Below are 13,507 nucleotides of genomic sequence, written 5' to 3'. Positions count from 1 at the left end.
ATCGGCCCCGGGTCAGCGGTTACGTCGTACGACGACCACGGTCACGGCTCCACCGATCAGCACGCAGGCTCCCAGACCGAGGGCGACCCAGGGAAGCACACTGCCGCTCTTCTTCGACTCGGCCTGCGCGGCGGGTGTGGACGCGGCGGCGTCGGGGGCCTTGCCGTCGGCGGAGGCGGAGGGCTTCTTGGCCGCCCCATCCGCCGCCGCGAGGTCGGGCAGCGGGTACACGTCGGCGGGGCCGGGGTCACCGGGACTCTTCAGCGCGGCACTGGGCCGGACCACGCCGTAGCCGACGTAGTCGTTGCGCTGGGAACCGTCGAAGGGCTTGCCGGCGGTGTTCAACAGGACGCGAAGCACCTGGTTGTTGGTCCAGTCGGGGTGGGCGGACCAGAGGAGTGCGGCGGAGGCGGAGGCGAGGGCAGTCGCGTCACTGGTGCCGTGGTTCTTACAAACCCCCGTCTTACCCGAACATGCCGTGAAGATGTCGATGCCAGGTGCGGCCATCTCAACTTGGGGACCGTGCTGTGATTCCTGGGTCGGCTCACCACTGGCGTCTACCGCGCCAACGCCGACCACCCCAGGGGTCGCGCCCGGGTACTCGATCCGGTTAGTCGAATTCCCGGTGTTGCCGACAGCGGCGAAGATCAGCTTTCCCTTCGCAAGGGCGTACTTCACCGCTTCGGCCCGCGCCAGATCATCTTCCGGAGTGCCTCCGATTCCCAGAGACACATTGATGATTTTTGCGTCCGAGTCGGCTGCGTAGCGAATCGCCGCAACCCAGGTCGGCGTCGCCTTTTCAGTATTCGCAACGAGGATGGGGAGAATCTTGGCGCCGGGGGCAAGGCCGTAGCCACCGTCGCCGCTGGGGTGCTTTCCCGTTCCGGCGATCAAGGCAGCCATAGTTGTGCCATGACCGCCCTGGTCGGTGGGGCCGTCGGCGCCGTCCGGGGTGAAGCGCTTGCCGGGAACGAGCTGGCCTTGCAGTTCGGGGATCTCCCTGACCCCATCGTCGATGACCGCGACGGTGACGCCCTTCCCTGTACTGATTTTCCAGATCTCGTCCGCCTTCATGGCGTCCAGATGCCATTGCTGCGATCGAATGGTGGCCGCGTGGGCCGGGGTCGCGGCGACCCCGGCCAGCAAGAGGCCCACGAGGGCCGAGGTCGCCTTACGCATGCGCATCCCGTGCAACGTCCGTTCCGTTCAGTCGACCACGGGCGGGACAACACGACGGTTGGCCTGCCAGGTCTCTTCGTCCTCGGCCAGGTAGTCAGGACGTTCGCCGTGCTGCTCGTCCCGCTGCTTGCCCGGAGACTGCGTACGTGCACCCGCGTGCCCCATGGCACCCGCGCCACCCGCACCGTTGCGCACAAGCCCCGAGCCACCCTGGGTGAACGGCTGGCCGTTCGCGATCGGACGAGCGCCTGTGGCGGGCTTCCCTCCGACGATACCTCCCGGCTCCGAGGCGAGTCGACGACCTGCCGCAAAGCCGTTCTGTCCGCCGTGACCACCGCCGAAGCCGGTACCCATGCCGCCGCCCATGCCACGGCCGGCGTGAGCGCCTTCCCCGATGACGTTGCCGCGCGGGATGCCCGCGCTGGGGCCGGTGGATGTCACGGGTCGGCCGCCCGTGATCCCGCTGTCACGCGGGGGCATTCCCAACGTCCCGAGGGACTTGCCGCCAGGAGGGGGAGTCGTGGGACCACCCAATCCCGGGTAGGGGCCAAGGCCCGGAGGACCGGTGAGGCCGGGCGGCCTCACGCCTCCGACCGGCGGGAAGCCGATGGGCGGGAGGACGGGTCCAGGAGTGGGGCTGACGGGACCGGTGGGCAGCGGGCTGGGCAGGGTCGTCACCGGAGGCACGGTCCGCTCCGGAAGCGTGCCGACGGTGTCGAGGTCGACACCCACCTCGCGGTCCGGAATCGACGGCATCGGCACCGATGGCACCGTGCTGTCCGGCTGGTGCGGACGGCTGGCGACCGGTCCGGGATCGTCCGAGGACACGCTGTGCGACGGGCCAGTCGCCGTATACGAGGAGCCTGTAGAGCCAACTCCTCCGCCAGCTTCTCCGCTAGACCTCGCCACGTCGTATTCGCCATCGCGGGCCGGCGGCACCAGCACGTCCGGCGGCGGCGGGAACGTCGGGGGCTTCACAGCCTCTATGTGCTGCGTGGACTTCTCGTACGATCCGGCCAGCTTGGTCATCGCATCGACGGCCCGCGCGTGGTCGCCGCTCAGCTGCGACCACGCCTCCTGGCCCATCTTCACCGCGTCCGGGTCGTTGTGGTACTCCCGAGACGTCGCGAGGTTCTGCTTGAGGGTCGCCTCCGCGGACGCGCTGTACATCGGCATGTCGCCCGCGCCGTACGTGGTGGGCGCGACCTCGCGCATGATCTGCGCCGTCTCGGCCATGTACTTGCCGCCGTTGGCGCTGTACTTGGCCAGTTCCAGCGTGGCACTTCCCGTCTGGTTCACCCAGTTCTGGAAAGCGTCGGCCGCTTCGCCCTCCCAGCCCTTGACCTTGTGGTCCTTGAGCTTGCTCCCGATCTCGTCGATCGTCTTGGCGGCGTTGGTGAGCAGCGCCGAGCAGTCGTAGACCTTGTCCGGGTCGATCGCAGCGATCATGCCGTACAGCTGTGCGTGCGTAAGGCCCTCAAACTCGCTCATCCGACGGCACCACCCTTCTTCGTCGCGTTCGGCTGCGGCGTGTTCGGCGTGGCAGGCTGTCCGCCGTCGGCCTTCTTGTCCGCGTACGGGTCGCGTTCCTCGATGTACTGGTCATGGGCCTGCTTGGCGAGGAGGCCCATACGCCGCTTCGTCTCCTCGTCCACTTCGCTGTAACCGCCGTTCGCGGACTGGATCGCGATGCCCAGGGCCTCGATCTGCACCGCCAGGCTTTTCGACAGGTTCTGCAGCTCCGTGTGGACGGTGTTGTAGGCCGTGTAGAGCTTGCCGGCCTGGGCGAAGCCCTTGCCCAGGGCTGACGTCGGCAGCGTGCCGTCGGCCAGCTTCCCGTGATGGGCCGACGATTCCCGGAGCGTCGTCAGAAGCCCGTCCACGAGCTTCTGGTAGTCCTTCAATTCGTCGTACTGGACCCGCAGTGCGGCAGCGGTAGCCCCGTAGGCCGCGCCTGCGATCGCGCCCATCGGGCCCACCAGCCCCAGCGTGAGGGCCGCTTGGACCGTGCCTGCCCCGTTGTCGTCTGCCACGTTGGCCTCCCCGTCTCCCCGTAGGAATGGCGCAGGCGCCGCTCCCCGTCCCCGTTCGCACCCGTGTCCGCGCGTACGCGCACACCGGTACCGATCACTCTAGCGACCGGTACCGACAGGCCCAAGTCCAGGGTTGCACGTGCAATGCGGGTCACACGGTCATGAGTTGGGCGTACCGACCGCCGCCGACGGCCTGATCGGTAGGCGGTTCACCGGGCGGCCCGTGGCCGCGCGGACCGCCGAGGCCACCGCCGCCGGGGTCGTCACCACCGGGACCGCGCTCGCCGCCTTCGCGCCGAACGGGGCCACCACGTCGCGCTCCTCGACCAGCTTGACGATGCGGACCGCCGGGGCGTCCAGTGCCGTCGGCAGGGCGTAGCCCGTGAGGTCGGGGTGGCGGATCAGGCCGGCGACCGAGCGGAGGTTCTCCGTCAGGGCCGCGCCCACGCCCTGGGTGACGCCCGCTTCGATCCGGGCCTCCAGCTGACGGGGGTTCAGGATGCGGCCGACGTCCTGGGCCACCGCGAGTTCCACGACGCGGACCGAGCCCAGTTCGATGTCCACGTCCACCACCGCGCGGATCGCGCAGAACGCGAGGCCCACGAAGGCGTCGCCCTGGCCGTCCGCGTCCAGGGGTTCCGTGGGGTGGGGGCGGCACTGGGCCGTCGCCCACAGTTCCTTGCCCGCCATGGCCTCCGAGACCGACATCGAGAACGCGCCGTCGTACGACGTGATCCGGCCGTCCTGGATCTGCAGGAGCTCCGTGGACATGCCCAGCTTGTGGGCCATCGGCTGGAGGAGCTGGGTGCGGACCATCTTGGCCGCCCGCTCCACCGCGCCGCCCGACACCCACGTGTGCCGGCCGTGCGCCGACGCGCCCGCCGGCGGCTGGTCGGTGTCCACCGGGGCCACCGTGACCACGTCGACGCCCAGGACCTCCTGGACGATCTGGCGGGCCAGCGTGGCGAAGCCCTGGCCGGTGTCGACGGCCGCGCAGATGACCGTGGCCACGCCGCCCACCACCTTCACGGTGGCGGTGGAGACCTCGTCGGTCCCCTCGGCGCCGAGCATGTGGACCATGCCGACGCCGTAGCCCACCCCGCGCCGTACCGCGCCCGGCTCGCCCGCGCCCTCGGGGCCGCCCGGCAGCAGCCACTCGTCCTCGGGGGCGTCCTTGGGCAGCGCGGGCAGTTCGAAGTCGCGGACCGCGCGGAGCAGTTCGGCCACCGGGGCCGGGCAGGTCACCGTCTGGCCGGTCGGGAGGAGGTCGCCGGTGGCGAGGACGTTGCGCATGCGCAGCTCGGCCCCGTCGATGCCGAGGGCCGCCGCGAGCTTGTCCATCTGGCCCTCGTACGCGGCGCACACCTGCATGGCGCCCTCGCCGCGGACGTGGCCCGACGGCGGGTTGTTGGTGCGTACCGCCCAGCCCTCGACGAAGGCGTGCGGGACGACGTACGGGCCGCACGCGAACGCGACCGCCGCGGCCAGGGACTCGGAGGACGCGTCGGCGTAGGCGCCGCCGTCCATCAGGATCTGTGCCTCGACCTTGACCAGTCGGCCCTCCGCGTCCGCGTGGTGGCGGTAGCGCAGCAGGGTCGGGTGCCGGTGGGTGTGGCCGAGGAAGGACTCCTCGCGGGTGGCGGCCAGTTTGACCGGGCAGCCGGTGCGCAGGGCGAGCAGGCCGAGCGGGAGCTGGAAGGCGGCGTCCTCGCGGTCGGCCGTCGCGCCGGGCACGCCGGTGACGACGACGCGTACGCGGTCCGGCTCCAGTCCGAAGCAGGCGGCGGCCAGGTCGCGGTCGGTGTGCGGGTCGGTGGACGCGGTGTAGAGCTCCACGCCGCCGTCGGGGCGCGGCACGGCCAGTCCGGCCTCGGCGCCGATGGGCGCGGGGTCCTGGCGGCCGATCCGGTACAGGCCCTCGACCACGACCTCGCCGGTGGCCTCCGGGTCGCCGTACCGCAGCGGGATGTGCCGGATCAGGTTGCCGTCGGGGTGCAGGGCGGGGGCGCCGAAGGACTGCTCGGGGTCGGTGACCGGATCGAGGAGCTCGTACTCGACGGCGATCGCGGCGGCGGCGAGCCGGGCCGTGTCCGGGTGGTCGGCGGCGACGGCGGCGATGGCCTCGCCGTGGTGGCGTACGACGTCGTGCGCGAAGACCGGCCGGTCGGCGATGCGGCGGCCGTGGGTGGTGGCGCCGGGCACGTCGGCGTGGGTGACGACGGCGCGCACGCCGGGCATCTCGGCGGCGGCCGTGGTGTCGATGGAGAGGATCCGGGCGTGGGCGTGCGGGGAGCGCAGCACGGCGGCCCACAGGAGGCCCTCGGCCCACAGGTCGGCGGCGTAGGGGAAGGTGCCCTCGGTCTTGGCGCGGGTGTCCGCGGCCGGGACGGAGGCGCCGATGCCGCGGGGTTCCTGCGGCTCGGTGGCCTCGGATCCGCCGGCGGCCATGGCCGTCACCATGGTGTTGACCGTTGTCGTCGCCGTCGCCGCGTCCTGCCCGCTCACGCCGTGCCTCCGTGGTGGATGCCGCCCTCGCCGGGCGCTGCCTGATGCGGGATGCGCGGCTCCGGTCCCTGCCCCTGGCCCGGACCGCCCGTGCCCGGGGCGGCCGGCTCGGCGGCCGCCGCCTCGCGCTCGGCGACGACCTCGCGCACGGCGTCGACGACCCCCGCGTAGCCGGAGCAGCGGCAGAGGTTGCCGCACAGGGCCTGCCGGGTCTCCAGCTCGCTGGGGGCGTGGTTGCCCTCCAGCAGGTCATGGATGGTCATGGCCATGCCGGGGATGCAGAACCCGCACTGCACCCCGCCCGACCTGCACAACGCCTGCTGGACGTCCGAGAGTTCCCCGTCCGTCGCGAGCCCCTCGACGGTACGGACCTCGCTGCCCGCGGCCGTCGCGGCCGGGACCAGGCAGGAGGCGACGAGCCGGCCGTCGACCTGCACGGCGCAGGCGCCGCATTCGCCCTGCGAGCAGCCGTCCTTGGCGCCCGCGAGGCCGAGCCGCTCACGCAGCACGTACAGGAGGGATTCGCCGATCCAGGCGCCGGTGACGGGCCGGTCGGCGCCGTTGACGCGCAGGACGTAGGAGGCCGACGGGTGCTCGTGATGGGCGACGGCCCCGGCTGTCGCGTCTTCCTCGTACGTCGCTTCCTCAGCCGGGAGACCTCGGCCGATCCCCTCGTCCGGGAGTGCGCCCTCGCTGTCGGCGGTGTCCTCGGTCGGCATGCGGTCGGCCGGGGGCTCCTGCGCGGCCGGCCCGTCCCCGTCGTTGGGGTCGGACTCCGGCGCGGCGGCGGACTCCGCCTCGTGCGCGGCCTCGTACACGGCCTCGGGCCCGGGCTCCGGCGCGTGGCCGAACGCGGTGAAGCCGTGGCCGTCGGTGCCGTCGGGCTGCGCGGTCTCGGCGGCCGGCGCCTGGGCGCGCACCCCGCCGAAGAGATCCAGCTCGGGGGAAGTCACCGGCCGCGACTCCGGCCGCGACTCCGGCTCCGGGTCGGCGACGGGGGCGGGGTCGGCCACGGCGGCCGGCTCGGCGTAGCCGGCCTGCTCCGCGTACCCGGCGTACTCGGCGTACTCCCCCAGGGCCGTGTGACCCGTGTGCCCGGAGTACGCGTCCTGGACCGCGTGCTCCGCGTGGTCCGCCCGCTGCGCGTGGTCCGTGGCCCTGGCGCCCTCGGGCTGTTCCGCCGCCGGGCCGTGCGCGGCCTCGATGTCGTGCGGGGCCTGGTGCGCCGGCTCGCCCTCGGGCAGGGGCGTGCCCACCCCGGGTCCGCCCAGCACCCGCGGCCCGCGTCCGGCGGCGCCCACTCCGGGCCCGCCGAGCAGCCGCCCGGCGGCCTGCCCGGTCGCCGCGGCGGCGGCCGAAGCGGCCGCGGCCTCGTCGGTACCGGGCAGCACACCGCCGGCGGCACCCGCGCCGGTGTCGGCGTTCGCGTCCTCGGCCGGCTGCTGCGTCAGGTAGGCCCACGGCGCCGGGGCGCCGCCCGGCAGCGTCGCCGGGGCCTGGCTCCAGTCGGCGTCCAGGGCGCTCGGCCGGTAGTCGTTCGAGGGCTCGGGGAAATCGTTGTACTCGGGCACGGCCCACTGGCCGGTCGCCGGGCCGACCTGCTCGGGCTCGTGCGCCGCCTCCGGGAAGCGCCACTCGGCCGTCGCGCTCGGATCGGTCACCGGCTGCTCCGGCTCCGCCTCGGCGAACGCCGCCGCGACCGACGCCGGGATGGGGATCGCCGCCGGGATCGGCCCGCCCACGGACCCGGAACCGGGGCCCTGACCCGCACCGGTACCGCCCGCCGGATCGGTCTGCGCCGAGCCGCCGGCCTCCGGCCACTGCACCGGGATCGTCCACGTCCCGGTGGCCGCCGGGTCCGTGCCGGCCGTGCCGAGCGGCACGATCATCGGCGGCGGCACGTAGCCGTGCCCGGGTGCCGCGAGCGGCTCCCCGGTGCCGAGCGCGTCCAGCATGTCCTGCGGCAGTTTCACGAAGGCCGTGGCGTCCGAGTCGTACTCGCCGCCCTGCGGGACGGGTTCCCAGCCCCAGCCCGCCGTGCCGTTCCCCTGGGTCACGTTCTCGTTCTCGTTCTCGCTCATGAGGTCAGCGCCCTCCCGAGGGCCCTGCGTGCCAGCACGGCCACCGTCCGCCGCAGATGCAGTACTCCGGGAGCCACCGGTTCGCCCTGGTCGGGCACGCACGCGGCCGCGACGTACTCGCCGAAGGCCTCCAGAGCCTCGGGGGCCAGGGTCCGCCCGCCGTCCCAGTCGATCAGCGAGGCCACCCACTGCTCGGCCTCCAGCGGCCGCAGCGGCATCGGGGCGACCGCGCCGATGGCGCAGCGCACGCCCCGGCGCGCGGGGTCCAGGACGAGCCCCACGGACGCCACGGCACGCCCCGGGCCGGTACGGCCGGTGGCCTTCAGGAACACCTGCGGCGCGTGCAGCAGCGGCACCCGTACGAAGCCGATCAGCTCGCCGGGCCGCAGCATCTCCCGCCCGGCCAGCAGGTACGACACCGGGATCTCCCGCTGCCCGCCCGGGCCGACGATGACGAGCACGGCCTCCAGCGCGGCCAGCACGGGCAGCGCGTCACCCGTCGGCGCGGCGGTGGCGACGTTGCCGCCGAGGGTGCCGGCGTTGCGGATCTGCGGGGGGCCGGCGGCTCGGGCCGCGGCCGCCAGGGCGGGGATCAGAGCGGCGAAATCCGGCCGTCCCATCCGGGCGTGCGTGAGGCCCGCGCCGAGCAGCGCGTGGCCGTCCTGGTACTGCCAGCCGCGGATCTCGTTGATCCGGCCCAGGCCCACCAGTGCGGCGGGCCGCAGCAGCCCTGCGTTGACGGCGGCCATCAGGTCGGTGCCGCCGGCGACCGGCACGGCGGCGGGCATGGCGGTGAGCGCCGCCACGGCCTCGTCGAGCGAGGCCGGCAGCGTCACGGACTGCGCCGCCTGCGGGCCGTGCGGCCCCTGAGGTGAATCCAGTGCGTGCGGTGCGTGCGTGGTCAACCCAGCTGCCCCTTCCCGATGTCCCGGTTCCGGCGCTCACGCCTGTTCCGCCGTACGGTACGTGCTCACCGCCGGGACGTGGCAACTCTGGCACATCTCCCGGGCCGCCCGGCGCGAGGGTCGGCCCCCTGCGTCCTGCCCCGGGCACGGTGTCCCGTACGGGTCGTACGGCCCTGTCGCACCGCCTTCGACGACCCTTCTCCCTGATTGCCCGATTTTCCCTGTATCGAGGGAAATTGAGGCAGACTTCCCCTCCCGTTCCCTTTCGGTTCCGGTCGAGGTCGTCACCCACGCGTCACACGTTCGGGGGCGCGCCCTCGATCGGGCGCCCCAGCACCCCGGGCCGCCGCTGCCGCGGCAACGGTCCGCCCGGCGGCCGGTAATCGACCCCCTGGGCGGCCAACCGCGCGTAGTGCGCGGGCATCCGGCCCTCGAACCACGCGAAGTCGCGCTCCTGCGGCGCCGGCTGCCACGACCACACCACCTCGGCGAAGGCCGCGAGCCGCGGGAACACCTGGTAGTCGACCCGGTCCTGGTTCTCCATCACCTCGGTCCAGACGTTGGCCTGCGCGCCCAGCACGTGGGCGGCGGCCTCCGGCGACAGCTTCGGCGGCACCGGCTCGAAGCGGTAGACGTCCTCCAGCGTGCGCACGTACCCGATGGGCATCGGCTCGTCCGGGCCGCCCGCCTGCCGGTGGTCCAGGTACACCTGCTGCTCGGGGCACATGACCACGTCGTGCCCGGCCTCGGCGGCGGCGATGCCGCCCTCGTAGCCGCGCCACGAGGACACGGCGGCGCCGTCCGCGAGCCCGCCCTCCAGGATCTCGTCCCAGCCGATCAGTCGCCGCCCGCGTGCGGCGAGCCAGCCGTCGAAGTGCCGGACGAACCACGCCTGCAGCCCGTCCTCCCCGTCCACGCCCAGCTCGCGGATCCGCTCCTGGGCGACCGCGGAGGCCTTCCACTGCGCCTTGGGGCATTCGTCCCCGCCCACGTGCACGAAGGGTGAGACCTCCACCGGGAACAGCTCCAGCAGCTCCTCGAAGACCCCCTCGTAGAAGCGCAGCACGGCCTCGGTGGGCGCGAGCACGTTCTCGGTGATCCCCCAGTCGTCCCACACGCCCAGCGCGGCGGTGTCGACCACGTCGGTGTTGCCCAGCTCCGGGTACGCGGCGATGGCGGCCTGCGAATGCCCCGGTACGTCGATCTCCGGGACCACCCGGACGTGCCGCTCGGCGGCGTAGGCGACGATCTCGCGGATGTCGTCCTGGGTGTAGAAGCCGCCGTGCGGGGTCTCGTTCCACAGCGGCGAGGCCCGGTGCCCCCAGCGACTGCGCGGGCGCCATCCGCCGACCTCGGTCAGCCGCGGGTGGCGCTTGATCTCGATCCGCCAGCCCTGGTCGTCGGTGAGGTGCAGGTGCAGCACGTTGAGCTTGTGCGCGGCGAGGAGGTCGATGTAGCGCAGCACGCCGTCCTTGGGCATGAAGTGCCGGGCCACGTCCAGCATCATCCCGCGCCAGCCGAACCGCGGGCCGTCCACGACCGAGGCGTACGGCAGGCTCCACGTGCGGCCGGGCAGCGGCGCCCTGCGGTACGCGTCGGGCCCGAGCAGCTGACGCAGCGTCTGGGCGGCCCAGAACAGCCCGGCCGCGCTCGCGCCCGTCAGCTCCGCGCCGTCCGGGCCGATGTCGATGAGGTACGACTCCGGTCCCCGGTCCCCCTCGACGTCCGGGTCGATGCGCAGCCGCAGCTGCGCGCTCACGCCGGCCGGGGCGGCGGGCAGCTCCCATCCGGTGGCCGCCGCCAGTTCCCGCCGCAGCCAGCGCGCGGTCGTTCCGGTTCCCGGGCCGGCGTCGAGGAGCGGCTCGGGGCCGAACGCGAAGCGGCGGCCGCCCTCGTCGAGCCGTACGACCTGAGGTGCGGGGATCAAGTCCATGCGTCAGCCCTTCACGACCGCGTGTTGCGTCCTGCGCAACGCTCGTTCCGCGGGGCGCTCGTCGCGCCGACCCTAACGCGCCGTGCGGGCACGGCAAAGACCCCCGGACGCGCTGTGGCGCGCCGGGGGTCCTGGTCCCGCGGAAGAAGGAGGGCCGGAGGCCGGACTACTTGTCCTTGCCGCCCTTGTCCTTGTCCCCACCGGGGCCCATGGACTCGTAGATCTCCTTGCACATGGGGCAGACCGGGTACTTCTTCGGGTCCCGGCCCGGTACCCAGACCTTGCCGCAGAGCGCGACGACGGGGGTCCCGTCGAGCGCGCTCGCCATGATCTTGTCCTTCTGGACGTAGTGGGCGAAGCGCTCGTGGTCGCCGTCACCGTGCGACACCTGCGGCGTCGGCTCTACGAGGGTCCCCGTGCCAGTCCCGCGCTCGGGCTCAAGAGTGCTCATGGACCCAGGGTACTTAACCCCGCGCCGGTCAGTTGAGCGACGGGTCGTCCGGATAGGTGGCGACCATCGCGAGGTCGCTGCGCTGGCGGCGCAGCACCGCCCGCCAGAGTCGCTCCGGATCCGGGAAGGACACGTCCCCCGGCTCCGACTCCACCACGTACCAGGCACCCTCGCCGAGTTCCGTCTCCAGCTGACCCGGGCCCCAGCCGGAGTAGCCCGCGAAGATCCGCAGGCCGCCCAGGGCCGCGGCCAGCAGTTCCGGCGGCATCTCCAGGTCGACCAGTCCGATCGCCCCGTGCACGCGGCGCCAACCGAGGGGACCCTCCTCGCCCGGGACCACCGCGAGCCCCAGGGCCGAGTCCATGGCCACCGGCCCGCCCTGGAAGACCACACCGGGCGAGCCGGCCAGGGGCGCCCAGGGCAGCAGGACGTCGCCGACGCCGACGGGGGTGGGCCTGTTCAGGACCACGCCGAGAGAGCCCTGCTCGTCATGGTCGAGCAGTAGCACGACCGCGCGGTCGAAATTCGGGTCCGCGAGGGCGGGGGTGGCCACGAGCAGCCGCCCTGTGAGGGAGGACACCTCGGTCATGCCGCCATGATCCCGCACATCGGCCGTTTCCGGGGAGCGGGCGGAAAGATCGGATCGATCGCAGCTCAGGGCGCACGGCGGCAGCGAGGAGCGCGCACGGACGGCGTAGGCGGAACGCAACGCTCCGCCATGTGGTGGATACGGAGGGTGTTGTACCGAATTCATGACAGTCCTACGGCCACGTCGGCCTTACGAACAAGGGGGTGGTGGCCCTTACCCTTTTCCCTGGCCCCCTGCCCACCCCTCTCCGGAACGCGAGATTCATGACCGGCATCAGTGACGATGTACTGCTTGTCCACGGCGGTACCCCGCTCGAGGGCGAGATCCGTGTCCGTGGTGCGAAGAACCTCGTGCCCAAGGCCATGGTCGCCGCTCTGCTCGGCAGCGGACCCAGCCGGCTGCGCAACGTTCCCGACATCCGTGACGTGCGCGTCGTCCGCGGACTGCTCCAGCTGCACGGGGTGACGGTCCGTCCCGGCGAGGAGCCGGGCGAACTCGTCCTCGACCCCACCCACGTCGAGAGCGCGAACGTCGCCGACATCGACGCCCACGCGGGCTCCTCGCGGATCCCGATCCTGTTCTGCGGCCCCCTGCTGCACCGGCTCGGCCACGCCTTCATCCCGGGCCTGGGCGGTTGCGACATCGGCGGCCGGCCGATCGACTTCCACTTCGACGTGCTCCGCCAGTTCGGCGCGACCATCGAGAAGCGCGAGGGCGGCCAGTACCTGGAAGCCCCGCAGCGCCTGCGCGGCTGCAAGATCCGCCTGCCCTACCCGTCGGTCGGCTCGACCGAGCAGGTGCTGCTGACGGCCGTCCTGGCCGAGGGCGTCACCGAGCTCAGCAACGCCGCGGTGGAGCCGGAGATCGAGGACCTCATCTGCGTCCTGCAGAAGATGGGCGCGATCATCTCCGTCGACACCGACCGGACCATCCGGATCACGGGCGTCGACAGCCTCGGCGGTTACAACCACAAGGCCCTCCCGGACCGCCTGGAAGCCGCCTCCTGGGCTTCCGCGGCGCTCGCCACCGGCGGCAACATCTACGTGCGCGGCGCCCAGCAGCGTTCGATGATGACCTTCCTGAACACCTTCCGTCGGGTCGGCGGGGCGTTCGAGATCGACGACGACGGCATCCGCTTCTGGCACCCGGGCGGCCCGCTCAACGCCATCGCGCTGGAGACGGACGTCCACCCCGGTTTCCAGACCGACTGGCAGCAGCCGCTGGTCGTGGCCCTGACGCAGGCCTCCGGCCTGTCGATCGTCCACGAGACGGTCTACGAGTCCCGGCTCGGCTTCACCTCGGCGCTCAACCAGATGGGTGCTCACATCCAGCTGTACCGCGAGTGCCTGGGCGGCAGCGCCTGCCGCTTCGGCCAGCGCAACTTCCTGCACTCGGCGGTCGTCTCCGGCCCCACCAAGCTGCAGGGCGCCGACCTGGTCATCCCCGACCTGCGCGGCGGATTCTCGTACCTGATCGCGGCCCTGGCCGCCGAGGGCACCTCGCGGGTCCACGGCATCGACCTGATCAACCGCGGCTACGAGAACTTCATGGAGAAGCTCGTGGAACTCGGCGCGAAGGTCGAACTCCCGGGCGGCGAGCTCGTCTGAGGCTCCCGCGCGGCACCTCGCGCACGCAGAAGCCCCCCGGGCCCCGCACAGGGTCCGGGGGGCTTTTCCGTACGCTCCGGCGCCCGTGCGGGGCCCGTACGGGTCCTGCCTCGGGCCCGCGCGGGGCCCGTACGCGCCGCACAGCGGTCCCCGCGGGACATGCCGGCGGCATACGTGGGCCCAGCCAGGCCCCTGACGGCCCCTCACAGGCCCTGCCGGGCCCG

General features: G+C 72.9%; 10 protein-coding genes. 1 reads left to right on the top strand and 9 read right to left on the bottom strand.

The features are described 5' to 3' along the window. Positions 1 to 12: 12 nt before the first annotated feature. The 9 genes from mycP to ACGFYY_RS29265 all read right to left on the bottom strand — a co-directional run bounded on the left by mycP (position 13) and on the right by ACGFYY_RS29265 (position 11,676). Positions 13 to 1,185: a type VII secretion-associated serine protease mycosin gene (gene mycP / locus ACGFYY_RS29305; RefSeq protein WP_393713911.1), complete on the bottom strand. Its 1,173-nt coding sequence runs from the start codon at positions 1,183 to 1,185 to the stop codon at positions 13 to 15. A gap of 21 nt (positions 1,186 to 1,206) precedes the next feature. Beyond that, complete coding sequence (locus ACGFYY_RS29300; protein ID WP_393713909.1) at positions 1,207 to 2,670, bottom strand: hypothetical protein; 1,464 nt, start codon at positions 2,668 to 2,670, stop codon at positions 1,207 to 1,209. Beyond that, the gene (locus ACGFYY_RS29295; RefSeq protein ID WP_393713907.1) at positions 2,667 to 3,212 is read right to left on the bottom strand and encodes a hypothetical protein; all 546 of its coding nucleotides are present in this window, start codon (positions 3,210 to 3,212) and stop codon (positions 2,667 to 2,669) included. Before ACGFYY_RS29295 ends, ACGFYY_RS29300 begins: the two co-directional genes overlap by 4 nt. 159 nt (positions 3,213 to 3,371) lie before the next feature. After that, positions 3,372 to 5,672, bottom strand: coding sequence for a xanthine dehydrogenase family protein molybdopterin-binding subunit (locus ACGFYY_RS29290; RefSeq protein ID WP_393713987.1), 2,301 nt, complete (start codon positions 5,670 to 5,672; stop codon positions 3,372 to 3,374). Positions 5,673 to 5,713: 41 nt separating this feature from the next. Next, positions 5,714 to 7,798 carry a 2Fe-2S iron-sulfur cluster-binding protein gene (locus tag ACGFYY_RS29285; protein WP_393713905.1) on the bottom strand — a complete coding sequence of 695 codons (2,085 nt, stop codon included), beginning with the start codon at positions 7,796 to 7,798 and terminating at the stop codon, positions 5,714 to 5,716. Then, a complete protein-coding gene (locus tag ACGFYY_RS29280; protein ID WP_393713985.1) occupies positions 7,795 to 8,679 on the bottom strand; it encodes an FAD binding domain-containing protein in 885 nt (294 codons plus the stop codon). Before ACGFYY_RS29280 ends, ACGFYY_RS29285 begins: the two co-directional genes overlap by 4 nt. A 319-nt stretch (positions 8,680 to 8,998) precedes the next feature. After that, positions 8,999 to 10,636 (bottom strand): beta-N-acetylhexosaminidase, encoded by a 1,638-nt coding sequence (locus ACGFYY_RS29275; RefSeq protein WP_393713903.1) that lies wholly within the window; start codon positions 10,634 to 10,636, stop codon positions 8,999 to 9,001. Between the two features lie 166 nt (positions 10,637 to 10,802). Beyond that, on the bottom strand, positions 10,803 to 11,087 hold the full coding sequence (locus ACGFYY_RS29270; RefSeq protein ID WP_030010729.1) for a DUF3039 domain-containing protein: 285 nt from the start codon (positions 11,085 to 11,087) through the stop codon (positions 10,803 to 10,805). A gap of 28 nt (positions 11,088 to 11,115) precedes the next feature. Beyond that, on the bottom strand, positions 11,116 to 11,676 hold the full coding sequence (locus tag ACGFYY_RS29265) for a YqgE/AlgH family protein (RefSeq protein ID WP_365273287.1): 561 nt from the start codon (positions 11,674 to 11,676) through the stop codon (positions 11,116 to 11,118). Between the two features lie 263 nt (positions 11,677 to 11,939). Here ACGFYY_RS29265 and murA point away from each other — a divergent pair, with 263 nt between their 5' ends. Continuing rightward, positions 11,940 to 13,283: a UDP-N-acetylglucosamine 1-carboxyvinyltransferase gene (gene murA, locus ACGFYY_RS29260; RefSeq protein WP_365273284.1), complete on the top strand. Its 1,344-nt coding sequence runs from the start codon at positions 11,940 to 11,942 to the stop codon at positions 13,281 to 13,283. Positions 13,284 to 13,507 lie beyond the last annotated feature (224 nt).

This window comes from Streptomyces sp. NPDC048331 (genome assembly GCF_043201215.1).
Classification (GTDB): Bacteria; Actinomycetota; Actinomycetes; order Streptomycetales; family Streptomycetaceae; genus Streptomyces.
Note: the sequence above shows the minus strand (reverse complement) of the source record. Positions and strands in the feature narration are given on the sequence as shown.

Excerpts from the sequence above, each read along its gene's own strand:
- mycP (WP_393713911.1), bottom strand. The coding sequence starts at position 1,185 with ATGCGCATGCGTAAGGCGACCTCGGCCCTCGTGGGCCTCTTGCTGGCC.
- ACGFYY_RS29270 (WP_030010729.1), bottom strand. The coding sequence starts at position 11,087 with ATGAGCACTCTTGAGCCCGAGCGCGGGACTGGCACGGGGACCCTCGTA.
- ACGFYY_RS29300 (WP_393713909.1), bottom strand. The coding sequence starts at position 2,670 with ATGAGCGAGTTTGAGGGCCTTACGCACGCACAGCTGTACGGCATGATC.
- ACGFYY_RS29285 (WP_393713905.1), bottom strand. The coding sequence starts at position 7,798 with ATGAGCGAGAACGAGAACGAGAACGTGACCCAGGGGAACGGCACGGCG.
- ACGFYY_RS29275 (WP_393713903.1), bottom strand. The coding sequence starts at position 10,636 with ATGGACTTGATCCCCGCACCTCAGGTCGTACGGCTCGACGAGGGCGGC.
- ACGFYY_RS29290 (WP_393713987.1), bottom strand. The coding sequence starts at position 5,672 with ATGGTGACGGCCATGGCCGCCGGCGGATCCGAGGCCACCGAGCCGCAG.
- ACGFYY_RS29265 (WP_365273287.1), bottom strand. The coding sequence starts at position 11,676 with ATGACCGAGGTGTCCTCCCTCACAGGGCGGCTGCTCGTGGCCACCCCC.
- murA (WP_365273284.1), top strand. The coding sequence starts at position 11,940 with ATGACCGGCATCAGTGACGATGTACTGCTTGTCCACGGCGGTACCCCG.